Here is a 26,636-nt window from a genome sequence, read left to right on the forward strand (position 1 = left end):
AAACAAGGTGGCTTAACTAGAGCGGAATATCACTTATAAATACGCTTTTAGTTGTTCAAACATGTGGGACCACCTCTTTACTTCTTACAAATGACCAAGTGCATGCCTTTCTACTTAAAGATGATTCTGGAACCTATTATGTCATCCGATCAGGTTTCACCTCCGGTTATCTTGGTGAAGGGCCCAAAGGTTTAGCTACAGCACTCACTCTCTTAAATAAGCATACCATCGAAACCGAAGAAATTCTTATTAAGCCAAAAATGATGAATAAATTGAATAATTCATCACTAAACGACAATGATATTGATTTAATTTTCAAGGGAAAAATCATTCGTCCTCTTAGATTACATGACTATATCTATCCCTTCGAAAACGAAGTAAATCAAGCATCCAATCTAAAGCGTTATTATCCGCTAGAACTACCCTACTCGATTATTGATGACAGGATTTTCGATCTAGCTTTACTCTTCAAGCAAGATCCTGACTCTGCTTTAACAAAAGCATATAAACGACTTGAAGACATTGTTCGTACACGTACAGGGATTAAAGAGCACAGCACTAAACTTTTTTCTCAAGCTTTTAATATGTCAAATGCGCCCTTAACTTGGCTTGTACCTTACAAATCTGAAGTTGTAGGTCGAGCCAACCTATTTTTGGGTACTTATCAAGCTTTTAGAAATGCTCGTACCCATAGGGAAAAACTAGAAGAAAACTTAATTCATCAATACCGAGAGTTTCTGTTGATCAATGAATTATATCTACTAGAAGCTGAAGCAATAATAAGAGAGTTAAAATAAGACAAGGCCATATGGCCTTGTCTTATATCTCTATGCTAATTCTTTGCCGTTACTTAAGATGAATTTCCGCAACATTGCATCCACTCGAATATTTACTTTGAAGGGAGGAATGGTTGCTCCATCTTTAGCTTCTAAATACTGTTTTGCTTTGACTTTATCCACTGATGTTAGAAGCTCATCAAAACGTCCAAACTCATTGATGTTATTTACAGTAACCTGAGTATTCATCAATTGTCTTAACTTCGTTTCATCTAGTCCTAATGCTTCTGCAAGATCATGAATTCCATCTTCTTGTGCTTGGAATTGATACTCAGTGATGTAATCCCTGAACGACTTACCAGCAACAAGAGTCACATCTCCACTCTGTACATCATGCAAGAAGATATTAGCAAACTTCTGTTCTTCGGCACTGAGCATTGCAAAACTCTTATGCAATTCATTTAAAGCATCTTCAATAGAAAGCTCTAAACCACCATTACGCAGTGCTTTCAGATATTTATCAAAACGACTGTTCATGTAGTCGGAATCGATTTTATCCGTATCGATTTCTGTTAAGTAGCCTTCTACTTCAAAAGGTATGTTACCCCCACCAGATCCACCACCATTACCACCATTCAAGAACAATTCTTTATAACGTAGTGCCAAAACTAAGAAGGTTTGTTCATCCAATTTTAATTGAATGGTAAATTTCTTTTTATGCTCATCAACGAACTCATAACTTGACTTATCCCATTTAAAGCCCTGAATTTTAGCTGCTTCAAGATATTCGTTGAGTTGTTTAAACAGTTTTGCAAATAAAGCACAGGACTGATCGTCTTCTGGTAACTTCTCAAAATTAGATACATTGGCATTTTTAAATACGCTATCAACTTTTTCGAAGATGTCATTGATGTTTTTTAAATTGCTTGGCAATTTATCGACAAATAAAGCCAATGGCTTATCACCCGAATATAATTTTACCGCAGCATCGATATTACGCTTCATGGTATGCGGACGACGATAATAACGAATAATGCCAAATGGCTTATCTTTGCCAAACAAGCGGTTGGTACGTGAGAAAGCTTGTATCAGATTTGCATATTCCAATACCTTATCCAAATACAGCGTATTGACCCATTTTGAGTCAAAACCTGTCAGCATTTGATCCACCACAATTAACAGATCAAGCTGTTTTTCAGGCGTATTTTCGATGCGTTTATAGGCTTCTTTGTGTGATAGGCGATCTGCAATATCTCTCTTCATCTTGGCGTGAGTAGCTAAACTAAAGTCCACACCATAAAGTGCATTGTAGTCTTGAATAATTTCAACTAAGCCATCCTGTTTAAAGGCAGCATTACCATTATTATCAATATTTGGATCAAACAAAGCCGTTGCTTTTAGCTCTGGCATCGCCTTTTTAATCAGTCGATAGTACTCAATCGCTTCAGGAATACTACTGGTCGCAAACATGGCATGGAATTTATGATTTTGGCTGTACTGCACCCAATTGTCTTTGATATCTTCGACCACTTTATTGCGATGCTCTGTACGGTGATACTGTGACGTTGGCAGGTAATCCTCAATCCCTTTTATGTATTTACCTGTCTTATCCATATGTCCTGCCATTGCAACTTGCTTACTGTCCATAAAGCGTTGATAGACTGCTTTTTTCTCAGGATCATCTAAAGCTTCTTTTACCGTATTGGCTTTAGCCTCATCAAGCGCAACCGCTTCACGCAACTTGGCATCTTTATAGGTTGAAACCAAATAAGGGTCAAAACCTAAAACGTTTTTATCTCGAATACCATCTGCAATGCTGTAACGGTGTAATTCATTGCCAAATACCGTTGCCGTGGTATTCATATTTTTTTCGTTTTCTTCTTGAATTGGTGTACCTGTAAAACCAAAGAATACTGCTTGTGGGAAGGTATCTTTAATGGTCATCAGCATTTCACCGAATGTAGAGCGATGTGCTTCATCTACAATGATGACAATTCGTTTTTTGTTGATCAGTTCAATGTCATGTGCATTTAAACCGCCATCTTCATCTTTGATATTACTCATTTTTTGAATTGAGCTTACGATCAAGACTTCATTTGGATTTTTACTTTTGAGTTTACTCACCAAAGCATGGGTATTTTCAGTGGCTTGAACAAAGTCTTCAATTTCAGCAAAGTTGTTATATTGCTCAAGTGACTGCACACCCAACTCAATACGGTCCATCAAGAAGATAACTTTATCTGCATCTTTGCTCAGCGCAATCAAATGGGCTGCTTTAAAGCTGGTCATGGTTTTACCAGATCCTGTGGTATGCCAGATATACCCACCTAAACGATCTCGGCCATCCCATTCAATACTTGCCACCCGATCCGTGATTTCATGCACAGCAAAACACTGATAACTGCGCATGACTTTTAAAATACCATCGGTTTTATCAGCAATGGTATAGAAACCAATCATTTGATGTGCCATTGGTATAGAAAGCAGGTTCCCCGCAATATCTTTCCAATAGTTCACAGGTTCGTTATTAAAATCACCCCAATTAAAATAGAAGTCTGAGTTAAATGTCCCATCAGGTCCCGGGTTGGCAAAGTACCAAGTTTCTTCTGGGTTCATTGCCACGAAGATTTGTACCAATGCAAACAAACCTGTAAAGATGCCCGAACGTGCATAGTTTTCGATTTGGTGTGCTGCCTGACTGACAGGTACGCCTGAGCGTTTTAGCTCGATATGAAAAACTGGCATACCATTAATGAGGAGCATCAAGTCGCCACGACGGTCATTTAATATTTTAGATTTGGTTGGGAATTTCGGTTGTTGCGCAATTTGATAACGGCTTTTACCTGCGGCAATTTCCTGACGGTCGTAAATGGTTAAGCTGACTTCTTTACCACAATGTAGTTCGTCATTTGGATTGTCACGTTTAATGGATACCGTTTTACCGTTAATAAATCCATTGAGGGCAAACGGTGTACGTAGCGTATTGATTTGTTCAATAATCTGAGCCATTTCCCCTTGAGTTAAAGGCTGATTATTCAGTCGATCAATCTCTCGGTTGTTTTGGAAGAGAATCTCTGCCCAGTTATTAATGAGATCCTGTTCCGTTGGATTTTTAATGACATCTTGCCAACCTTTTTTTAAAAGGAGGTCAATGAGTGCTTGTTCAAATGCTGTTTCGCTTTTAAAAGTCATATTTGTTTGGTGTTATAAAGTCAGTATTTAGATTCTAAAATCCCCCTTAAATAAAGGGGGATATAGCAGTGATTAAACAAACATTTTTTCTAAAAATGCTTGTTTTAAGTTTTTTAAAGTTTGCAGCTGTTGCTTTAGCAATAGACATGTTTCATCAATTTTTTGAAAAAACTGACCTATTGCAATCTGTTCATCTTCATTTGGAAAACTAAATTCCATTTCTTTAAACATTCCCGTAGTAATCTGATTAATAGTAGCGCCTAGATTTCGACTAACAGCGACATCAAACAAATTTGTATCAAATAAAGCATTAATGAAATATGGATTAGATGCTTTCACTCCTGTCATGAAAGCACCAATAACGGTATTTTCCATTTTTTCATTGATAACAGCATGCTTACCTATAAGGTTTCTTGAACCATTTCTGACTACAACTATAATGTCTCCAACTTCAACATTCTGAACATTAATGGCTTCATTATCTACATATACATTATTTTCAGTAACAATCTGATTATCATGTACGTTTGATGATCTTAATACTAAAGTTCCATTTTTATCAGTAATGTCATTTGGTGAATAAGTTAATCCACTAAAAAACTCTACTTCATTTTCTAATTTTTTCTTTTCCCAATCCCCACTAAACCCTTTTAAACGAATTTCAGGACGCTTACTCCCCTGTTTCGGAAACATTTTTTCTAACATCGCTTTTTTAAAGTTTTGCGTTTGAGCCAACTTCTTTTCATGTAAAGCAATAGATTGGTCAAGGTGTTGGAAAAATTGACCTATGTGCTTTTGTTCATCTGAATCAATTGATGGAGCCAAAAATTCCATTTGAGCAAGTTGATTTCTTGAAATTTCCAAGAATGTAGAACCTGATGCTTTACTCAATGCAAATTTTTTAATTTTAAATCCCATTGAGTAAAGGAAATAGACATCGATATTATTAGCAATAAATGATTGAAATCCTTGGTTAGTCGCCGCATCCTTATTAAGAATTGCCATATCGCCAATACCAGCTCTTGAACTAAAAAGAACTGTTCTTTTCGCAGGCAGTATTTTTGCAGAACTGTTCTTTAAACCTAATTTGGTAATTGTTTTAACACTTCCATTGGCATAAACACTATTACCAATTTCTGTTGGTGAATACCAATCAATTTCACCATTCCAAAATTCAGGAACATTGGTATCAGGTGTTCCGCCACCCACAATATCAACAACATCCCCTAATGTAGTTTCAAACCATGCTTCTTTAAATTGACTAAATCTTATCTCAGGGCATTTTTGCTTTTCCACATTACACCCCTTTTAACAATGCTTGAAACTGTGCCAAGCCTTTCATATCAAACTCATCACCTGTTAAGTCATCAATCAAATCTGCAAGGCTATGCTCTGCTTCTGTCAGCTTTTGCGTGGTTTCTGTATAGGTCACTGCATACTTATCTGCCAACGCCTGTACCGTATCGGTCAGATGCTCAATCACTTCATTCGGCAATGCCAAAATCGCAGAAACAATCGGTTCAACCCACTTCGCTTCTAACAACGCTTTCACTTGCGCTTCTTCTAGAGCTTCAATGGTTGTTTTGGTTAAAAGATGAAGTGTTTTAGCATCTTCATTGATCTGAGCTTTTAACTCTTTCTCTAAAGTAAGTAATTCATCAACATTTACTAATGTCGCTTCTAAGGTATTTTCATCAAAAGTAATTGATGATTGTAAAGACTTTAAGTAAGCATTGATCTTACCAACTCCATACGTCCCATCTTTATTGGCTTCTATGCTTGACCAGTTTACTTCTGGATGATCTTCAACAAATTTAACTTTAGCTGCTTTATTTGGAGCAGGCTTAGCCCCAATAAACTCCAAATAATCGCCCAATGTAATAGTCTCAGGTGTTTCTACATCCGCATAAGCCTGTTTAATAGCTTTGGTTACTTGAGCAACAACAAAGGCATCATTATTATCATTCAATAAATAGTCTTTATCTTCTTCAGATAATGACTCCATCAAAGACTCAATTTCAGCACTCGCTTCTGCAAGTTCACGTTCTTTCGCTTTTAAAGCTTCCAATTCTTTAGACAATAAACGCTGCTGTACAAGATCAAATGGCAATACATAGCCTACCCAACCTTCTTGTACTTCATGCTCTTTACCATCTTTCTTTTTAATCACGATATTTGGATTAACGATTTTAGCAGCATCCAAGCCTTCAGATTGAATAATCTCCAAATCACCTGCAATACCTTGCCATTGATCATCTAACGCTTGGTAAGCCTGATATTTATCTACCAGTGGAATATCGGCTAAACGCTTAAAGATGTCTTTACTTAAAACATTTTCTTGTTGAGCAATATGCAAGCTCTCCATTTTGCCAATGAGCTCGCCTTTTAAGTAATCCTTAAAATCAGCAAATGCAGTATTAAACTGAGTCACAAAGCCTTTCACATCTTGATGGCTGTGAATCGCTTGACTAATTTCAGTCGTCGCCAAATTGACATAAGGCGTTTCGCTTTCGGTAAATAAGTCTTGGCGTAACTGTGGGAATGCCTTCCAATATGCAGCATGTGCATCAATTTCTTTTTTAGGAATACCGCCAAACATGGTGGCATAAATATCCCATGTTTCAGCCGTTGCTGAAGAATCTACATAACGAGGAATATTCAGGTTATAGCCCTGATCCCGAATTTCTTTTTGCGTCACCAGACGTGAGAACTGTTCAACATCTTTACGTTCAATCACAGCATCGACAATTTTCTTAATATTCGACGCTTGTAAATGATTATTTTTACCTTGCTTTACAAATCCTTTAGACGCATCAACGATCAACACATCTGTGGTTGGACGTTGTTGTTTTAAAATGATAATGACCGTTGGAATACCTGTACCAAAGAAAATATTTGCAGGTAAACCAATAATCGCATCAATGTGGTTTTTCTTAATTAAATTGGTACGGATACGCTCTTCTTCACCACCACGGAACAACACGCCATGTGGTAAGACAATCGCCATAATACCGTTTGGTTTTAAATGATATAAATCATGCAACAAGAACGCATAATCCGCCTTAGTTTTAGGGGCTAAACCAAATTCTTTATAGCGAGGGTCTGCATCTTTATTTGCAGGATCCCATGCTTGTGAATATGGCGGGTTCGATACTACTGCATCTACATAGAGTGGTTCGTAAGTATTGATTGGATCGTTGTCTTCAAAAAATGGCCAGTCATCTTCTAAAGTATCTGCATTTCTTGCCACAATGTTAGCAGGCAAGATACCACGCATCACCAAGTTCATACGGGTTAAGTTATAGGTATTCTCTTTTAACTCTTGTGCGTAATATTTGATTTTATTGGCATCATTAACATGCTTCGCGACAGAGCTACCAATATTAATCAGTAATGACCCTGAACCACTTGTTGGATCGTAAATTTTGATTTCAGGCTGATCTTTTAAATAATGCGCAATGATTTCAGACATAAGAACTGAAACTTCATGCGGTGTATAGAACTCACCTGCTTTTTTACCTGCATTTGCAGCAAAAGAGCCAATTAAGTATTCATAAATGAAACCAAGCACGTCATAGTCTTGCTTGTTGTTCATTGGAATTACTTTGATCAGTTGCAACAAATCACTGATCGCTTTGGTCTGGCTATTTGAGTTATCGCCAAGCTTACTCAGACCTGTCTCTAATGTCTTAAAGATGCCATCAAACACTTTTTTGTGAGAGCTATGAATGTGGCGTGAAAAAGCAGAAAGCGCATCACGAACATCAGCAACGGTAAAGTCTAAGCCCTTATTAAGCCATGTTGAAAATAGGTCATCATAAGCGATGAAATAACCGATACCATTTTTAATAAATTCTACTGTTTCAACATCTTCTTCTGTCAGTGCTTCAATATCTGATTGTGCAAAGTCATTGCCTTCTAAAAAGCTTTGTTCTTTATCAGACAAGAATTTGTAGAACATGAACCCTAGGATATAGTCTTTATATTCATTTGCCTCAATCTTTGAGCGCATTTTATTGGCTGATTCCCAGATTTTGGAAGCGAGTTGTTGCTTGTTCATAGGGTTGTCTACAGTTCTTAAATAAGGTTAAAGCCTTTAATGACCAGAAGGCTTATGATGCCTGTATTGTCGTTGATTTGGGGGGTATTCTCAATAAGAACCATCAAATAAGAAATATTTATAATTTTAAAGTGTTTTATATTTAATTAAATTTAATATAATATTTTCATGCATTTAACTTGAATGACACTCACCATATGGCAACTTTAGAAAAAAACTTAGAAATAGCAAATTTAGTATGTAAATTTGGGGATCACAATTTATTAGACTTATATAAAGAAGTTGTGGAGCCTTCATTTTTCAAAAACAAAAATCGAAAAGCTGGCAAAAGTAATTTCTATTTTGATGAAGTTTCATTGGTGAATCTAGGTGACGATATCCTAGGGGAAAAGGATACTCTTGCTTTAGTTGGCCGATTTGTTAAACAGACCAAACTTGAACGTGAGCAGTATCGTGCTGCAACTGGAAAACTAGTAAAAGATAAGAAAAAACTTGATTCGGCACCTTCTGCAATTTTTGCTTTAATTTTAAACAACCATAGATTACTTTATGCTGCTGAAACAAAATATGCTCCAACTCCAGAAAATTTTAGAAGCACATTGTCATATTTTTTAAGAAATGAACAAATTAATTATAAAGATAGTTTACCAAAAGAAGAAAGAAATCCCTTTTTAAAAGAATTCCCAATTGTTGAGCTGACACTGACTCCACTGACCAACCAAAAAACTTTAAGTGAAAATATATACTTATTCAATAAGTTGAAAAAAGTTACATTTATTCTCAATGATCGTAACTCTGAAATTGATGGAGAGGATATGTTCCGTCAAATGCAAGAAACTTCAGATGAAGCTGGAGGTCAAGGAAAATTTGAAATTACTAATAACGAAGGTTTAAACCAAAAAGTTATTGCGAAAGAAGCTAATAAAGCAACTATACAAGGCAACCAAAATATTATACTTCTTGGTACTGACGCCTCTGGGAAAAAATTAAAAATTGACAATGAAGATGTTAAAATTCAAACAACTATTGATGTCGTTCAAAATAATATTTTTGCTACCGTTATACATATGTTTTCAGCCTTCAAAAAACTAATTCAGTCCAAAGAAATTAAAGTCAAGCACACAGATGAGGAAACCCAAGAAATTCTAAATACTATTGATACAAATAAGGTTATGATAATCCATGAGAATGAGACCGAATGATGAACGGATTATTGGAAGAAAAAAATATTCGTGAGATCTATAAAAAATCCAAAGCTATACCTTTGTCAAATTTTAATAGGTTTTTTCCAATCTCTCTCGGCCTATTCTTTTTCTTCATCCTTACAATTAATGATGTAAGCATTGAAACAAGTTACACTAAAATTAATGAGTTGGTTTCTTTCTTGTTTTCATCATTATTTGCAACATTAGGTTTTTTAGTAGCTGGATATACAATATTTTGTACAATAACTCCCTTAGATTTACAAAAAAAAATGATTGAATACACTGATAACAAATCTGGGCTAATTTTTTTTAAGAAAGTTCATTTTACATTTATTAGAGTATTCATTTATTTTATAATCTTCAGTTTCTTATTATTTATTATATATTTTTTTAAAGACCTAAATTTAAGTTTAGGAAACGATACTTTTAAAATAGATACCCTAAGGGACATCTATAAATACACTAACTATTTAGTTCTTACATTCTTAGCAGCAGGTACTACTTTTCTATTTTGCGAACTCAGCTCATTTATTTTCAATATTTATAATTCAGTTGCCACAACTTTGCACTGGTTGATAAATAATAAATCTGATTCAAATAAAGACCATTAAATATATCCACTGATAGGAGCAAGGGGTTACACCTTATGATTATCGACTATGCATATTAACTTCAATCAATTGATCCCCAAAACCACATCAAATAATTATTTTCTTTTCCCTGTGCATAAGCCCACTCCGCCACTTTATGCGACCGCTCCTTATCTGTCAGAAAACCAAGCACTGAGATCCGATCCACAATAATCAAATCGTGTTCTTCATTGCGCTCCTGCCATTTATGCAAAAACTCATCTGATGCCAGTAAATTACTTTTCTTAGAATTACAACTTGAGTCCGCAAGCACAAAATTATGCCCTGTATCCGATGGATACATTGACCAAGGGATAAAATGATCAACGGCATAACTACCTTTCCGCATCGATTTATTGCAGTAGAAACATTTGCAGTCTTGTAACTCAACTAAGACATTTGCCACTGCATTTAATTGGTTACGACTTGGCTCAAACATGAATTGTTCAAGGTTAGGTAACTGATTCAAAATCGGTGCATTACTACTGTTCTTACGGATATAGTCAATCCAACCTTTCTGACATAACTCTTCAATAATTTCACTAAATTGTCGTAAGCAATACATAACTAGGGGTAAAAGGAGGAGTTGCTTTCCACATTGGTCAAGCTGATATAAAAACTCAAAATTTTGACCATTGATGTTTTGTAAGTAACGAACTGGCATGTCTTTTAGAGTGCGAGCGACATCTTTAACTAACTTTAACCATACCAGTGAGTCTCGTCTTAACAGCCCAAGAGATGAGTAACTCTGCCGAAGCTCAATGATTCGGTTTACAATGGCAGCTTGCTTACCATTGTTCTGATTTAAAATCAGTTGTCCTGCATCGTTAAATACATACGGTACAGCCTGCTTCCAATACAGCTCGATAAACTTTTCTGCAATCTCTGCATACTCAAGTGATAGGCTCTCACCTGAGTCTTCACCTTTTTCAATAGCCAATCGGCTAAGGCTAATCAGTAAAGCAAATTTATAGGTACTACTAAAACTGCCAGACTGCAGTATTAATTGGATATTCTTTAGGAATTTAAGCTGCTGCTGTGCTGTAGGAATAAAATCAGGCATGCTTTTTCCAAAGTAGATTTAACCACTTTTCATCACGATCTGCACGTTTATCTATCGTAATCCATTGTTGTAACAGTAAAGCTTGATCAATCTGCTTAAGTAAGTCATGCGCTTGCTGCTCATTTAGATCAGTAAAGCTACGCCCATCTTTCTCACGGTCTGTATTGCCATATTTAAAAGACATGTAACACACACCATTGGGCTTTAGTACTTTGAATATGCGCCCCATCACTTCAGGCAAACAATCTCTGTCACAGTGTAAAAGAGAAGCACAGGCCCAAATACCATCGTACTTTTCACTCTCATTTAATTCATAGAAACTTTGTTGACGTACTTCAATGCCGGTCAGCTCCTTGGTTTTCTTAACCAGCTCGGCAGAATAATCTATTGCCTCAACTTGATAGCCTTTATTTTTAAAAGCCAGAGTATCTCGTCCTGAACCACAGCCAACGTCAAGAATCCGAGCACCTTCGGGCAACTCAGCTAAAAATGGCTGATATAGGCTTTCCATATCAACTTCAAACGTTGAAGCTGTAAATTCTTCTGCATGCTTATTGTAGTAGTCTATTGTTTTCATTACCGACACTTAGGCTAAAAGACATTTTCAGTCTACAAGAAAACAAAAAAATAAGGGAGCTAATAGCATCCCTTATTCTCGACTCGCCAACTTACTTTCAATCCATTGATGGATCTCATAAGCTGACCAGCCAATACGATTTTGAGTAATTTTAACTTTCTTTGGAAAAGTTGGATCATAGTAGGGTGAGTCCTCATCCATCATCTCGTAGATGGTAGAACGCCCCACACCGACAAATTCTACGACCTGCTTAATACTGATGAGTTGATTCATTTGAAATGTTTGACCGATAAACGCATTCATGAAGCTAGCTCCTAATCATTGATGCGAGCGGCTATTCGCTCAAATAATAGAGCTGGTCTGTAAAATTTAACGTTAGATATCTTCTCTCCTCTGGCTTAATTCACCGCTCTCACACTCTGATGCAACCCCTGCTGAATATCCTGTACAAACTCTTCAGGCGAAGCTTGTTGCTCCATCACCCGGTTTTGTTCTTGTTCAGGGTAATATTCTTCCAGCACATCCAATCCTTCCTCTATATCCGTTTCAAATCGCGCATTCGCAAAACCCTTCCTTGCCGTAAAGTCCAAAGCCTCCTGATAAAACCCTGCCTGCTTGCTCTGTTCATCAATTTGCTTGGCTTGAGTAATGGCATCATTCAGACTAATGCCCTCCCGTAAAGTCAGATCCACGTAATACACCGGCTGACGATAGCTTTGTGTGGTGCTTTTGCCTCTTAAAGTGAGTTGCAAAGGCAAGCAAGACAATAAGCCTCCTGAAGCTGCATGGTAATAACTCAGCCGTGCAGCCAAAGTCCGAATACTGTTAAAGCCCGTAGTTCTAAAGATGAAGGTGCCAAACTCATCCGAGTCATCCAGGTTCACATGTAAACGTCCATAAGGTTTGCAGTTGCCGCCTTGTGCCAGAGGACATAAATCTGGCGATGGACAAGGATGCTGCTCTACGCCTTGATTGGTTAAGCGCTGGCAGGTTTCACCGTTGCCGACACAAACTGGCCGTCCAGTCTGGCGGTCAAATAGGCTGTATTCTGCACGTAGGTTTAAGTCAGGATCATTGAAGATCATTCGGACGGGTATAGTTCTGAGTTTTTGATTAGGTGTATTGGCTCGAAGCTGTTCATCCAGTGGATGTTTCACCCATCCTTCTTTGCTTTGGATTTGGGACGTAATGGTGAATTGATCATCTTTTTCAGGTAGGCGTTTTCCATTCTTTTCTACTACCCGACCAATACTGATACGCCCCAGAGCCGGTGGTGTAATCGCTAAACCTTTAATCATTTTATTTTCCTCAATTTGATTTTGTACAGATCATCCAGCTTTATGCAGATCACCTGATTCAAGAAATATGTATATAGCTCGCTACAAAAGCCGCGACCGTTTGCCCTCTATTCCTAGCGAATGGAGGGCGGGGAGCGGTTTTTGTGTATCGCTATTTGAATGGGCTGAAACAGACTTAGTCGGTATAGATATTGAATCGACGACTACCCTGCTTTTGAAGTGGATAAAGCTCAATGAGTTCAGGCTGATGCTGAAGTAATGCTTTGGTATTCAGACTGATGGAGTCCTTGGCTTTCTTCCAGACCACCGAGCCATGAGCAAAGGTGGCTCGTTCAGCATCTTTCATCAGCATCTGGATGTGATGCTTCACTTGGTCAAAACGTTCCTGCTTGTGTTGAATTTCTTCTTTCATTTTGATGAGCTGATCGAACATCAAATTGGCATTTTCATTTTGCGAGAGATCTTCAACAGTCAAGGGTACATGCGCTGGATAGAGTTGCAGAATGGCTTTGGCTGCGGATTCACTGGCATCGACTGATGGCGGTGTATCGTTTTCTACACACTCCCAGAAATAACGCTCTGCCTGAATGATGTGTTGAATGACTGATTCAGAACGGCTGACTTTAAAGATCTTGGTTTCATGTCCACAGATCAGAACACAGACATGCGCTGCCTGCTTGCCTGTCACTGCAAGTTGGTGTTGCACCTGACACAGCACGTACAACGGCACACCATCTCGCCATAGCCTGGCACCATGCTCTCCGGCAGTTTTACACTCCAGGATCTGGACGTCATCACTCCCCACCACCGCATAATCCAGATTTGCCAACATAAAAGCTTTGTCTGGGTCGGGATGCTGAAGCACGGCATTGACCCGACGGACTTTATTATTGGTGTGCAGACTATAGTACTCAGCCACCAGCGGCTCTAACTGTTTGCCCCAATACAACGGTGCAATGCCTGAGCTGTCATCATCAACATTCTGCTGAGTTCGACCAGTCTTGATCATCCAAAGTTCCAGCATCGACATGTAAGGGTTGAGGCCGCAGGCGGTTGCGGCATCACTACTGCCAATACCTTGCTTACGTACTTCCAGCCATTCCTGGTAATCCATATTTTTAGTATTGGCTAAACGCTTGGCAGTCGTTGTTCTTTTAGCGGCTGTATTTGATTCATTGCTCTCATTCGGAATTGGGAAATGAGTTCGTTGAGGGATATTTATCGGTGCAATCTGATTCATGCTCTGATCCTTATAAAGAGTGAGGTCTGTAAAAATTTTCGGCATAAAAAAAGCCACATCTGGAGATGTGGCAAAAGGGGATTTTCACTGGAGAAGGATCATCTACATGACCCTTGACCATTATTGTAATAGCACTAGCTTAAATGAAACTTAAACCACTAAGCGAAGTGCTTGTTCCAGTCCACGCTGCTTTAATGCAGCACCTGCACCAAACCAAGCAGAATCGAGACGATGATCGGTACTCATGGCACGACGTTCATGATCGGCAAACTCTGTAATACTGCACAGTAGACCATAAGCAGTATCTTTGGCTGAGCTGAGTTCTGCACCACGACCTTGTCCATTAAACATGTCCATGACTTTAGCCATGGCACGTCCATTCGGTTCAGGCTTTTCTTTGGCTGGAGTTGGAGTAGCGATATTGCGATAGAATTGAATGATGTTCTCCTCCTGATCGGCAACACTCATGCTGGTATTGTTGAACACTGCATCAAAGAAAGCTGCTGCCTCACCTTGAGTGACTTTACGTTGACTCAGCTGTTTCATTTCATACATGTGTTCATCCCATGCACGGACTGAAATACCCAATTGTTGTTTGACCTTGTCCGCATCAAACTTGGTACTGTGCGGGACTTTGACCACACCCGCACTGCTGCTCTGTCCACGTAAGGCAATCGCTAAGGTGTTATTGCATACCACCCGGATATTGGTGAACTGTGCTGTAGTCGCCAGTGTACCGTCACAGGCAGTCGCCAGCAGAATATAGCCATTACTGACATCCTTGCCCTTGAGTGCCGTAGATTGCCCGGTACGTGCCAATGCCCAGAACTTCTTCCCACCTTTGAGTACACCTGCGGTTTCCAGCTCAAAGCCAGATTGCTCGGTCAGATCCCGGTAGAACTCCAGAATCTCCATCGGCTGGACTTCCTGATAACGCTGACTGACCACAGACAAGGGAGCATGAGTATCGGAACGATACAGTACCCGCTGTTCTTCATACGGCATGATGATGCTCTGCCCACGTTCATTCTGTGCCATGTAACTTACATTCGAGGATTCGATGCGCCAATCCATACCTGCTTGCTGGGCCCAGACTTCAATCGGCTGATTTTGAGTGAGTTGATTACCTAAGCCATGCCAAGGGGTATCACCGACATAAGCCATTTGTTCAAGTTGATGTGCCATAGTTAGTCTCCTTTTAATATCCGTTATAGACTTGAGGGGATTGACGTAAATTGGCATCAAAATGGTTTTTACATGAATGGCAATAGTACATAGGTTGATTAGTTTCATCATTCATTAACACCATAAACATCCCGCTAATAACGATCCCTGCAATTGCCCCAATAACTGGGGGTAGATTGGTTGAACGAATTAGGTTTACCCCTAATGCTGACATTGTGGTAGGAGAAGTCAGTAAAGTTGAAACATCGGATACTGCTGGCACTCGTGACTTGATCTCAATCAAGCTGATCTGACTAGAATTACAAGATGGGCATTGCTTCATAATATATAGCTCCAAATAACGAAAAAGCCTGCTTTTGAAGGCAGGCTTAAAATTCATTGATCTAATAGCTCAAAGTAAAAGAGCCATGACATTCATAGTGATGTTATATATTTGAAATAATTTAGCTTTAGATTCCTCTTCTCCAGCTAACATTAAATTGACCTGTCCCAAATGTTTTCATTTTAGGTAATTTGACTTTTAAAAATTGATTGGTTTTCTCAGGGTTCACGAGATACATTGCCGCATTGATTGCATTAGCTACTTCACTGGCATTATTACGATGAATCATTCCCACTCCCAAAGAACCAGCATCTTTAAATTTGGCTTTATAATCCGGATAGTTGGATGTAAAAAAAGTCCCTTTTCCATTGAGAAGCTTTTGCCAACACTTACCCACTTCTAAACCTAAGTAGCAGTCATTTTGATGCTTGTGACCATCGTAGATAAGAAGTAAATGGCAGTGGTATCCTCGCTGCTCGCCTTGCTCTACTGCCCAGGCATATCCCTGTAAATCAGAAAAACAACCATCCTTATTGGATATTCTATTTCTCAAGGTTTTCATATATTGAGCATATTCAACCATTGATACGTCTATTGCTCCCTCCTCATCAAAATAAAGATCCACTCTCACAAAAAGCAATTTTGCATAATGCTGTGTAAGTTGATTTACATATTCTTTTAAAGACTCACGGTTTAAGACTTCCTGTCTTTTTAACTTTTCTGTATCTGCCTTCAGAGCAGATCCTTGGTCCTTTATACCTCCAATAAGAGCTTTAGTTAAATTATCATCTAAGCCTATAATTTTATTATAATTTATACCAAATCCATCTAGTTCTAACTTTCTATCAATTAAAGCAACTATATGGGAAAATAGTTTAATAGATAGGCAATAAGATAGTTCTGGCTTATCATGAAATTTAAAGGGTGCAATTAATTCAGATAGAGTTTTCCTGAACTCTTTTAACAAAATCCCTTGGTAAGGGATTTTTCTTATAAAAAGATCAATTTGAGTCATCACATAGGACTCATTGTAAAATAATGAAGTATCAAACATGCTCATCACGCTTAGGTTATTAATCATACCTAAGCATGCTATGTATTTTTTTATGAGCTTCTTATCTATCACTGCTAGCCATAAGCAGTGAGACCAGTTCAATGGTAAATCTCTATGTAAGGAAATGAATAGATTAGATATTTTTAAATTCTTATTAGGGTGTGTCCTCATTTGGCTTTGCACCAAATAAATATATAGGCTATACGAATCATAGATTTATAATTGCGTGCCAGTTTATCAAATCGAGTTGCAATAGCACGGAAATGTTTTAATCTCGCAAAAGCATTTTCAACTAAATGTCTTAATTTATATAGATATTTATCAAATTCCTTATTCGATCTCTTACTGTTTGATCTCAATGGAATAATGGGAATCATATTCTTGTTCTTGGCATATATTCTAATGTGCTCAGCATCATACCCCTTATCAGCAATGAGATAAGTTGCCTCGTCTACCGTATCAATCAGTTGTTTTGCAACTTGACTGTCGTGGACGTCACCCTCAGTGATTTTAAAATCAATCGGTAATCCATTCGCGTCGGTTGCAAGATGTATTTTTGTTGTTCGTCCACCGCGTGATTGTCCAATTGCTCTTTCGAAACCATGCCGAGCTCCACTTGCATGTTGATGCACGCGTATGTAGCTTCCGTCAATGAATACCCATTCTTGATCCAAGATGCCTCGTAATCTAAAAAAAATTTATCCCACAATCCCTTGCTTGCCCAACGATTAAAGCGATTGTAAGCAGTTTGCCAAGGACAAAATTCTTGAGGAATATCACGCCATGTGGCGCCTGTACGCAGTTTCCATAAGATCGCTTCCATGATATTTCTACTATTCTTTGAACAGTAACAACCGTGTAATCGCATAGTATCTTGAATTTGCTGCCAGATATCATCGGTGAGAAGAGTACGTGCCATTGAAAAAATATAGAAATCAAAAGAGCTTAAAGGAGGATTTTAAGTATTTAAAACCAATTTTTCAAATGAGGACACGCCCTAGATATATTAAATTAAATATTAAATATAATTATAAAAACCCATTAAGAGAATAGCTCAAGAACATGGGGGGGCTAACGATCATAAGAAACACAATCCAGCCCACCCTTATCATTCATCATTTTTTTGAAGCTAAAGTTAACTTATTCTTTTTCGACTTTGATCGAAAGGTTAAACTCAACTCTCGTTCAGATACTTTCTCAGTTTTTAGGCTATTCAATAAATTCTTTAGCTCTACTGGATAGTAGAATTTTTCAGATTTTGTAATATAGCCCACTGCTCTTTCCTTAAAAGCTTCCCTTTCCTTCACATTACTCTTTTTAATATGACAATACGGTTTCTTAAATTTTGCTGGTGCTACCGCAATAGGAGCATGATGACACAGGCCATGACCAAATGTAATTTTCTCACACCAATAGAAATTTATTTCATGTTGAAGAGCATTCATATCACCTAGCTCAGAAGTAGGAAAAATAAATATAATACGAAAATATAGTCCACATTTAATAACCGACCATTCCCATTTCCCGATATAACCTACCATCCTACTCAAAGGGTCTACATTTCGCGCATTGTTTAAAAATTTGTCTTTAAACTCTGCTAAATTTATACATGGACTATCTGCTTCAAAGATAGCTGCATTCCCTAAAGTTGTTGTATTTAATCCCTTAGCACCTAAACTCAACTCTACGCAAACAAATGATAAATCTCCATATTTATCGAAAATTTCATCTATATAGTTGTTATAGTCACGAAATTTTGTATTTGTTTTCTTAATTAAAACTTTTAACTTTTTTTCATGCTCTACTTTCGTTAAGGTTGATCTTAAAGTATTTACAAATAAGTTTATATTCTCTCTAGTGGAGTTTGAAAGTTTGTCATCAGTGAGCAAATGTGTAGGAGTATTTCCATAGGAACCCACTTGATCTCTTATCCATATAGCAGTTTTATGTTCCGAATTTTGTGCATGTAATAAATTTACAAACATTTGTAAATTTAGACTATAGCGTTGATAGCCATAAAAAAAAACTTGCCTATTTCCACAAGAGTATTCAAAAAAGTCATAAGGAATAAATACACTAGATAGGTTTGTACAATCAAATGCGAAAGTTTCAGCTCTTCTTGAAGGTGCTCTCCGAAACAAGTCACTCTTGTAATGCATGATGTAAGCTATGAATACTTCAATTTTTTCAGCTTTTTGAAAATTTTCGATACTTGAACTTGCCGAGTATCTTGTACTCCTAGTGTCGTAGAAATGCATATTTTGATGCAACTCACGCATAATAATTTTTATTTCATCAACCAAAATATCTAGTTTAACCCTCAAAATCACCACCAATTCAATAAGATAAGTATTAAATAATAAATTTATAAACCGTATATTTGTATAATTTAGATAAATTAATGTCTATTAATACCTTATTTTTTTAATAAAAAACATATTTTTATATAAAAAAAATTAAAGAATTTAATATTTTCCATATTAAATTCTTTTTTTGGTATTTATTTTATTTATTTGTCTTAAGATTTTTCTATATATTTTAAATTCTAAAATATTTTTCCTTATACAAAAAGTAAGAATGAAGTACTTTAAGTCAGAAGCTATTTTTTGAAGTTTACTATATTTAACAATAAAATTTTCTAAATTTTTAATTAATTATTTTAAATATTCAAACCAAAAAATAAGCCAAATACAATTGTATTTGGCTTATTCTAAGACTTTCCGAAGCAGCGGTTTTTTAATGAAAAAAATGGATTTAGCAAACTAAAAATTGGACAAACTTCAGATGAAAATTAATACTAGATAGGCTCTAAAAAAGCAAAGGCCGAGCTAAAAAAACTTGCCAATTTTAAAAACAAAAGTGAGAGTGAAATGCTTGAAGAATTGATTAATGAATCGTATTTACTTGAAATGTGTGATGATGAAGGCAAGGCTCTTTACTGAGCCATCCACCCTTTCACTTGCTCTCCGTACCACTCCATCAACCTTACTCTCTCATCCCAGTACTGTGCTCGGTTATAGGCCGAGCGAATTCTATTCTGTGGTACATGGGCAAGCTGGCGCTCAATAGCATCTGGATTAAATAGATTCGATTCGTTTACGACTGTACTGAATAGCGACCTAAAACCATGTGTGGTCATCCGACCTGCATAGCCTGAACGTTTGATTACCGCTAAAATAGATTCGCTACGCATCGGTTCTTTGTTATTTAAACGATGTGGAAAAAGCAGCTCCTGATTATGAGTAAGTCTTAATGCCTGAAGCACAGCAATCATCATGTCCGTCAACGGTACACGATGCGGAAGTCTGTTCTTCATTCGTTCTTCAGGGATATCCCACTTACGTCCTTCCAGATCAAATTCTTCCCAGCGTGCTTGCAGCAACTCACTAACCCGAACGCCTGTCAGCATGATCAGAATAATGGCATGGTGCGTTTGAGCATCACTTGGGTATGCTCTTACCTTTCTTAAAAATTCAGGCATTTCAGAAGCCGAAAGCGAAGCTAAGTTTTTGACCCGTTTATTCTTGAGGGCATAAACTAAATCACCTGCCGGGTTGTCATAGCGGTATCCATGGGCAATAGCGTATTTCATGACCATCCCACAACGAGATAAGGTACGTTTTGCAATTTCAAGCGAGCCTCTTGCCTCAATCTTCTTAATGATTTGCAGAATCTCAGGAGCCTGAATCTGATTAATACGCTTATTAGCAAGAGCAATATAAAGCTCATCCAATGAAGCTCGCACATTACTGATATGTTTGGATGACCAGGTTTCTTTTTGATTATTAAACCAATCTTCTGCAACTTCTTTGAAATAGGGCTTTAAGTCTTCATGCAATACTGAACGTGAGTATCGATACTTAAGCTCATATGCAAGCTCCCTTGCCTTTTTTAAGCTTAAATCTGGATATGGGCCAAGCGATTCAGACTTACGTTCACCATGGACAGTGACGCGTACATTCCAATATTTTTGACCTTTGGTGGTAATGATGAGGGATAAACCATGTAAATCCGAAAGACGATACTGTTTATCTTTCGGCTGTGCTTTTCTGCATTCAGTATCTGTAAGTGGCATGTCGATTACCCATAATTGATGTATTAATTTCTGGGTAAATTTTCCCAATATTTACCCACAAAGAGCAAATATGGGGTCAAATGGGATCAGACTATATCGGACAAACAGGCATAAAAAAAAAGCCTTTAAACATTGAGTTTAAAGGCTTTTTTAGATTCCGATGGATTACTTCGGAAAGAATTTTGGTGGAGGTGGCGGGAGTTGAACCCGCGTCCGCCAGCATTACGCTCGAGAATACTACATGCTTAGATATCGTCTATTGTTTTAACTCTTTGTGACCCGACGAACAGGATACAAATCGCGATCCTCTTAATTTAGTACAAAGCCCCGAGGCTTGGCTTTATACGGACTTGTGTGCGTGCGCTTCAGTCGGACTCTCTAACCACAAGTATTCGGAGAGGCGGACAAGCTGCCCTTAGGCAGCTAGAGCGTATGATTCGTCGTTTGCGACTAAAAAATGCAAATTTGATTTACGAGAGAAAATGCGCTCTCGGCATGCATCTATGAGTTTCATCACCAGCGTCGAAGCCAGAAACACCCCCAAAGTACAAGGCAATCATAGCATAAATGTCAAAAATTACGATGCCTTTTCTGAACATTTACACAACTTGATGCGCTTAATTACATTATTGCGCTAATATTTTACTTTTCAAGCCGAATAACAGAAAAATTATGAGCTATTTACTGGCCCTGGATCAGGGAACCACTTCAAGTCGGGCCATTATTTTTAATGAACACGGGCAAGTCCAAGCCACAGCGCAGCATGAAACGCAGATCCACACCCCTCACTCTGGTTGGATAGAACAGGATGCCCAGGAAATCTGGAGTTCACAGATTGCTGTGGTACAGCAAGCTCTCGCTACCGCAGGTATTCTGGCGAAGGATATTAAAGCCATTGGCCTGACCAACCAAAGAGAAACCACGGTGGTCTGGGATCGTAGAAATGGCAAACCGCTCGCCCCGGCAATCGTCTGGCAAGATCGTCGTACGTCAGATTGGTGTAACCAGCTGATTGAACAGGGCCTGATGTCCAAAGTTCAGCAAAAAACAGGCTTACGGATTGACCCTTATTTTAGTGCGGGAAAATTTGTCTGGTTTTTAGAGTATGTCGAGGGAGTACGGGCACTCGCTGAACAAGGCCATGTGGCATTTGGTACGATCGATAGCTGGCTGATCTGGAATCTGACCCAAGGCGCAGAGCACGTCATTGAAGCCAGTAACGCTTCTCGTACCATGTTAATGAATCTGCAGCAACAGTCGTGGGATGAAGAGCTACTCGAGCTGTTTAATATCCCAGCTTCAGTCTTACCGAAAATTATCTCTTCTGACTGTTATGTCGCTGACACTGCTTCTGGCTTACTTGGGGCCAATATACCCATTACCGGAATTTTGGGGGATCAGCAGTCTGCACTCTTTGGCCAGTCCTGTTTTGAGGTGGGCAGTGCTAAAAACACCTATGGTACTGGCTGCTTTATGCTGTTCAATACCGGGCATAACATTCAGCTCAGCCAGAACAAGCTGCTTTCTACTCTCGCCTGGCAAGCCCAGGGCCAAACTACCTATGCGCTCGAAGGCAGCGTATTTATGGCTGGTGCTGTAGTGCAATGGTTACGCGATGGCCTCGGAATTATTCAAAAAAGCAGTGATGTGGAAAAACTGGCACACCAGGTCGAGCATAGTGACGGCGTGGTTCTGGTTCCAGCCTTTACTGGACTAGGCGCGCCGCATTGGGATAGTGAAGCACGTGCCTTACTCTGTGGCATGTCACGCGGTACAACCAAAGCGCATATCGCTCGTGCAGCATTAGAATCAATCGCCTTTCAGGTATCGGATGTGCTCAGTGCGATGCAATCTGATATTGCACATCCACTTAAAGAACTGCGGGTTGATGGTGGTGCCAGCAGCAATGACATGCTGATGCAATTTCAGGCCGATATTCTGAATGTACCGGTACTGCGTCCGAAAATGCTGGAAGCTACTGCTTGGGGTGCGGCCGCCATGGCCGGATTAAAAGCTGGCGTATTTTCAAACCTGGATGAAATTTCCCAGTCCTGGCAGCTGGACCGTGCTTTTGAACCCAAAATGCAAAATGACGAAAGAGAAATGCATTTAGCCAAATGGAAAAATGCCTTGAAACGGGCTAAATCTGATCTCTAAATCCTCTAGGTTCATATTTGATCATCATAAAAAAGCACTGTTAAACAGTGCTTTTTAACTCCCTCAGTTCACGATTTCATTAATAGGCATAAGACGCAATCGCTGTTGCAATCGCCTTATCTTCATCATTGACCATGGTCATGCGCATGGTGCAGCCCTTACGCCCCAAACGTAAGGTTTCTGCACGCGCGATAAAATATTTGCCACGTCCAGGCGCCAGATAATCCACCCGCATATCGACCGTCGCCAGACGCGACACTTTTTTAATGGTATCTGCAATCGTTTCCGGTTCGGCTTTTTTATACAGCTCGCCCATGGCCACAATACCACCGACACTATCCAGTACAGTTGCAGCCAGACCGCCATGCAGAATCTGGAAAGCCACATTACCAATCATGAAATCCTGCATTTCTACATAGGCCTCAATCTGGCCATCCACCACCCGCATGGTCATGCCGTTATGCTTAAAAAAAGGAGAGCTATTAAAAGCATGTACCAGCTGGTTCAGGACTACATCAATATCCACTTTCGAGCCCAGATGTATATTACCCGTCCAGTTTCTCTCTGTCTTACTCATCACTCTGCCCGAATCCACCACAATAAAAAACCGCTAATTTATGCCCAAAAATTTGAGTTAGGGCTACAATAGAGGCCTAGTTTAATACTGATTACTGAGATTTTTATGACTTATACGTTCAATCGTCCCGCGTTTCCTGCAACTCGCATGCGTCGTATTCGTAAAAATGAACATTTACGTTCGATGGTTCGTGAAACCCATCTCGCGGCAGATCATCTCATTTATCCAGTATTTGTCCTGCCAGGACAAAACCAGACCCAAAATATTCCAAGCATGCCGAATATCCAGCGTCTGTCAGCGGACTTGCTGTTAAAAAAATCAGAACGTCTGCTGGAACTCGGTGTCAATAAACTGGCGCTATTTCCGGTCACCCCACAAGAAGATAAAAGCCTGACTGCAGAAGCCGCATGGCGTGAAGATGGTCTGGTGCAAAACACCTTACGTTTATTGAAAAAAGAACTGCCAGAAATGGTGCTGATTACTGACGGCGCATTAGACCCGTATACCACGCATGGTCAGGATGGCATTATTGATGAGAACGGTTATGTCTTAAATGATGAAACGGTTGAGTGCCTGATTAAACAGGGCTTGAGCCATGCCGAAGCCGGTGCAGATGTGTTTGCTCCAAGTGACATGATGGATGGCCGGATCGGTGCGATTCGTCAGGCCTTTGAGCAAAATGGTCATATCTATACTTCGATCATGGCCTATTCAGCCAAATATGCATCAAGTTTCTATGGCCCGTTCCGTGATGCAGTTGGTTCTGCCAGCAACTTAAAAGGCGGCAATAAATACAATTACCAGATGGATGTCGGTAACCGTGCTGAAGCCCTGCATGAAATTGCGCTGGATATTCAGGAAGGTGCGGACATGGTGATTGTCAAACCAGGCATGCCTTATCTGGATATTGTCCGCGAAGTCAAAGACACTTTTGGCGTACCGACCTTTGTTTATCAGGTCAGTGGCGAATACGCGATGCTGGCTGCGGCAATTCAAAATGGCTGGTTATCTGATAGCGTCATTTTAGAATCATTGATGAGCTGTCGTCGTGCCGGTGCAGATGGTATCTGGACCTATTTTGCTGAAGAAGCTGCGCTTAAACTGAAAGACATGAAGTAAAAGGATTTCGGCGTAATGCATATTGCCATTATCGGCGCTGGCATCACCGGTCTGATGTCGGCGCTGGAACTGCTTGAACAGGGATGTTCTGTTACCCTTTTTGATCAGCAGGCCGCCGGACAGGCTGCATCCTGGGCTGGAGGAGGTATCCTCTCCCCGATGTATCCGTGGCGTTATCCCGCTGCTGTAAATGCTCTGGCCCGACATGCCAAACCCATGTATCAGGACTGGAATCAAAAACTGCAACCTTTCACTGGCATCGATTTCCAGATTCATGAAACAGGTATGCTGATTTTTGATGAATCCGATTTTGAAATCGGTTTAAGTTATGCCAAAACACATCAAGAGCCGCAGCAACAGGCAAAATTACTTGATCAAGCTAAACTGCAACAGATCAATCCCAAAGTTGATAATAGCAAGTTCAAACAGGCGATTTATTTTTCTGAACTGGCCAATATCCGTAATCCACGGTTATTACAGTCGATCATTCGCTATTTGAAGCAGCATCCTCGTGTCACCTGGCAAGAAGACTGTAAAATCACTCGGCTCAATCTTCAGCAAGGCTGTGTAAAAAGTATCTCAGATGAACATGGCCGGATTTTTCAGGCAGATCAGTATGTGTTCACAACCGGAGCATGGTCACAATACTGGTCACAGCAACTTGGTTTGGAAATTCCGGTACAACCGGTGCAAGGCCAGATGCTGCTGTTTAAAACGCCAGAAAACTGGCTGCCGACCATGTGCATGAATAAGGTGATGTACCTGATTCCACGACCAGACGGACATGTGTTATGTGGGTCCAGTATGCGTCAGATCGGTTTCGACACCTCGCCTTCTAGGGAAATCCGGCAGGATATTTTACAGGTGTGTATCGAGATGGTACCGGAACTGGCAGATTTTCCGCTGGTCAAGCAATGGGCCGGATTAAGACCCAGCTCACCCGATGGTATTCCCTATATTGGAAAAATTCCCAAGCTGCAAAATGCTTGGGCCAATTTTGGACATTTCCGGAATGGTTTATGCATGGGGCCAGCATCAGGAAAACTACTCGCTCAACTCATACTTGAACAAAGCCCGATCGTTGATCCGGATCCTTATGATCCAGTCCGTTTATTCGAGCCCAGTCGCTTAGTGCTTTAGGATATTATCCAGCGCCTCTTTTAGGGTTGGATAATGAAACTGGAATCCAGCCTCCTGCAAGGCTTTGGGCTGTACATACTGACCGTTCAATACCAGTTGTGACTGTTCTCCCAGCATCATTTTCAGACTGCATGCGGGTAGTGGAAGTAAGGGTTTACGCTGCAGAATCTGGGCCGCGGTTCGCGCAAACTGGGCCTGACTGCTCTTTTCTGGCGCGACCACATTAAAGATCTGCTCGATTGTATCCTCAAGCATCAAGAATTCAATCGCTCGCAGTACATCCTCTAGATGCACCCAGGTCACTGGCTGATGTCCATGACCAATCCGCCCGAACAGATTCAATTTAATCGGCAATAGCATCTGCGGAAGAATCCCGCCACCTTTGCCAAACACCACCGCAAAGCGAACAATCTTGGTGTTCTGGTTAGTATAGGATAAGGCCCGCTGCTCCCACTTCGCACAGAGTTCAGACATAAAAATATCTTGTGGCGGACTTTGCTCCGTGCAGACCTGTTCCCAACGCTCTGTCGGATCAATGCCATAATAACCAACGGCCGATGTTGAAATAATTCGTTTCGGTTTGATCTGATATTTTTCTAAATAATCAAAAACCTGTTTGGTAGTGTCTAAACGGCTATCCAGCAATTTCTTTTTACGCGCTGCCGTCCAGCGGCTTTGACCGATGCTTTCGCCAGCCAGATTGACCACATAATCAATCTGATGCTGTTGTAATTCTTCCAGTTGATTAATCCAATGGAAGTCCGGATGTGGTTCGGGTTTATTTTTCTGACGGGTCAGACCAATCACCCGATAATCACGATCCAGTAAAAACCGTACGAGATGACTGCCAATAAAACCACTCGCTCCCGTCACCAGCACTACAGGTTTATACATCAGTCATTCTTCACTTTATTATTTTTTGGTTTTAAATTATACGCCACTCATCTTCAGCTTTTTTAAAGCAGGA

Annotated in this window: 21 protein-coding genes and 1 other RNA gene; 6 read left to right on the forward strand and 16 right to left on the reverse strand. The window is 39.5% G+C overall.

Annotated elements, in window-relative coordinates; all coding sequences use genetic code 11:
• Positions 1-26: 26 nt before the first annotated feature.
• A complete protein-coding gene (locus VXQ11_RS11600) occupies positions 27-797 on the forward strand; it encodes a TIGR02391 family protein (RefSeq protein WP_416706142.1) in 771 nt (256 codons plus the stop codon).
• Positions 798-827: 30 nt separating this feature from the next.
• Here the strand turns inward: VXQ11_RS11600 and VXQ11_RS11605 are convergent, their stop codons facing one another.
• The 3 genes from VXQ11_RS11605 to VXQ11_RS11615 all read right to left on the reverse strand — a co-directional run bounded on the left by VXQ11_RS11605 (position 828) and on the right by VXQ11_RS11615 (position 8,028).
• Complete coding sequence (locus VXQ11_RS11605) at positions 828-3,968, reverse strand: type I restriction endonuclease subunit R (RefSeq protein ID WP_416706086.1); 3,141 nt, start codon at positions 3,966-3,968, stop codon at positions 828-830.
• A 72-nt stretch (positions 3,969-4,040) separates the two neighbouring features.
• Positions 4,041-5,264 (reverse strand): restriction endonuclease subunit S, encoded by a 1,224-nt coding sequence (locus tag VXQ11_RS11610; RefSeq protein ID WP_416706087.1) that lies wholly within the window; start codon positions 5,262-5,264, stop codon positions 4,041-4,043.
• 1 nt (position 5,265) lies between these two features.
• The gene (locus tag VXQ11_RS11615) at positions 5,266-8,028 is read right to left on the reverse strand and encodes a type I restriction-modification system subunit M (protein ID WP_416706088.1); all 2,763 of its coding nucleotides are present in this window, start codon (positions 8,026-8,028) and stop codon (positions 5,266-5,268) included.
• A 197-nt stretch (positions 8,029-8,225) separates the two neighbouring features.
• Here VXQ11_RS11615 and VXQ11_RS11620 point away from each other — a divergent pair, with 197 nt between their 5' ends.
• The gene (locus VXQ11_RS11620; RefSeq protein WP_416706089.1) at positions 8,226-9,230 is read left to right on the forward strand and encodes a hypothetical protein; all 1,005 of its coding nucleotides are present in this window, start codon (positions 8,226-8,228) and stop codon (positions 9,228-9,230) included.
• A complete protein-coding gene (locus VXQ11_RS11625) occupies positions 9,230-9,844 on the forward strand; it encodes a hypothetical protein (protein WP_416706090.1) in 615 nt (204 codons plus the stop codon). Before VXQ11_RS11620 ends, VXQ11_RS11625 begins: the two co-directional genes overlap by 1 nt.
• Before the next feature lie 61 nt (positions 9,845-9,905).
• Here VXQ11_RS11625 and VXQ11_RS11630 read toward each other — a convergent pair whose 3' ends face one another.
• The 11 genes from VXQ11_RS11630 to ssrA form a co-directional block, all read right to left on the reverse strand.
• Positions 9,906-10,925, reverse strand: coding sequence for an HNH endonuclease domain-containing protein (locus tag VXQ11_RS11630; RefSeq protein ID WP_416706091.1), 1,020 nt, complete (start codon positions 10,923-10,925; stop codon positions 9,906-9,908).
• On the reverse strand, positions 10,918-11,502 hold the full coding sequence (locus tag VXQ11_RS11635; protein ID WP_416706092.1) for a class I SAM-dependent methyltransferase: 585 nt from the start codon (positions 11,500-11,502) through the stop codon (positions 10,918-10,920). Before VXQ11_RS11635 ends, VXQ11_RS11630 begins: the two co-directional genes overlap by 8 nt.
• Before the next feature lie 72 nt (positions 11,503-11,574).
• Complete coding sequence (locus VXQ11_RS11640) at positions 11,575-11,805, reverse strand: helix-turn-helix transcriptional regulator (protein WP_005096077.1); 231 nt, start codon at positions 11,803-11,805, stop codon at positions 11,575-11,577.
• A gap of 95 nt (positions 11,806-11,900) precedes the next feature.
• The gene (locus VXQ11_RS11645; protein WP_416706093.1) at positions 11,901-12,800 is read right to left on the reverse strand and encodes a hydrolase or metal-binding protein; all 900 of its coding nucleotides are present in this window, start codon (positions 12,798-12,800) and stop codon (positions 11,901-11,903) included.
• Between the two features lie 175 nt (positions 12,801-12,975).
• On the reverse strand, positions 12,976-14,040 hold the full coding sequence (locus VXQ11_RS11650) for a YqaJ viral recombinase family protein (protein ID WP_416706094.1): 1,065 nt from the start codon (positions 14,038-14,040) through the stop codon (positions 12,976-12,978).
• Between the two features lie 150 nt (positions 14,041-14,190).
• Complete coding sequence (locus tag VXQ11_RS11655; protein ID WP_416706095.1) at positions 14,191-15,225, reverse strand: DUF932 domain-containing protein; 1,035 nt, start codon at positions 15,223-15,225, stop codon at positions 14,191-14,193.
• Between the two features lie 449 nt (positions 15,226-15,674).
• Entirely contained in the window at positions 15,675-16,562 is an 888-nt protein-coding gene (locus VXQ11_RS11660; RefSeq protein ID WP_416706096.1) for a YagK/YfjJ domain-containing protein, read from the reverse strand.
• Between the two features lie 206 nt (positions 16,563-16,768).
• A protein-coding gene (locus tag VXQ11_RS11665) for an IS5 family transposase (RefSeq protein WP_416706097.1) occupies positions 16,769-17,520 on the reverse strand; the annotation gives its coding sequence in 2 pieces (ribosomal slippage) (positions 16,769-17,286 and positions 17,286-17,520; 753 coding nt in all).
• Between the two features lie 196 nt (positions 17,521-17,716).
• On the reverse strand, positions 17,717-18,925 hold the full coding sequence (locus tag VXQ11_RS11670; protein ID WP_416706098.1) for a hypothetical protein: 1,209 nt from the start codon (positions 18,923-18,925) through the stop codon (positions 17,717-17,719).
• A gap of 611 nt (positions 18,926-19,536) precedes the next feature.
• Positions 19,537-20,676: a tyrosine-type recombinase/integrase gene (locus VXQ11_RS11675; RefSeq protein WP_168406609.1), complete on the reverse strand. Its 1,140-nt coding sequence runs from the start codon at positions 20,674-20,676 to the stop codon at positions 19,537-19,539.
• A gap of 183 nt (positions 20,677-20,859) precedes the next feature.
• Positions 20,860-21,218: a transfer-messenger RNA gene (ssrA, locus tag VXQ11_RS11680) on the reverse strand.
• Positions 21,219-21,348: 130 nt separating this feature from the next.
• On the opposite strand from ssrA, the gene glpK reads away from it, so the two are divergent.
• Entirely contained in the window at positions 21,349-22,833 is a 1,485-nt protein-coding gene (glpK, locus tag VXQ11_RS11685) for a glycerol kinase GlpK (protein ID WP_416706099.1), read from the forward strand.
• Positions 22,834-22,912: 79 nt separating this feature from the next.
• On the opposite strand, the gene VXQ11_RS11690 is transcribed toward glpK, so the two are convergent.
• The gene (locus tag VXQ11_RS11690) at positions 22,913-23,410 is read right to left on the reverse strand and encodes a thioesterase family protein (protein ID WP_416706100.1); all 498 of its coding nucleotides are present in this window, start codon (positions 23,408-23,410) and stop codon (positions 22,913-22,915) included.
• 105 nt (positions 23,411-23,515) lie between these two features.
• Here VXQ11_RS11690 and hemB point away from each other — a divergent pair, with 105 nt between their 5' ends.
• Both hemB and VXQ11_RS11700 read left to right on the forward strand, forming a co-directional pair.
• Positions 23,516-24,529, forward strand: a complete 1,014-nt coding sequence (gene hemB / locus VXQ11_RS11695) for a porphobilinogen synthase (RefSeq protein WP_064095775.1) — start codon at positions 23,516-23,518, stop codon at positions 24,527-24,529.
• Between the two features lie 15 nt (positions 24,530-24,544).
• Positions 24,545-25,669 (forward strand): NAD(P)/FAD-dependent oxidoreductase, encoded by a 1,125-nt coding sequence (locus tag VXQ11_RS11700; protein WP_416706101.1) that lies wholly within the window; start codon positions 24,545-24,547, stop codon positions 25,667-25,669.
• On the opposite strand, the gene VXQ11_RS11705 is transcribed toward VXQ11_RS11700, so the two are convergent.
• A complete protein-coding gene (locus VXQ11_RS11705; RefSeq protein ID WP_416706102.1) occupies positions 25,658-26,563 on the reverse strand; it encodes a TIGR01777 family oxidoreductase in 906 nt (301 codons plus the stop codon). The two genes, VXQ11_RS11700 and VXQ11_RS11705, sit on opposite strands and share 12 nt — an antisense overlap.
• Between the last annotated feature and the right edge of the window lie 73 nt (positions 26,564-26,636).

It is taken from the genome of Acinetobacter sp. 197 (assembly GCF_048148385.1).
Lineage (GTDB): Bacteria > Pseudomonadota > Gammaproteobacteria > Pseudomonadales > Moraxellaceae > Acinetobacter > Acinetobacter pecorum.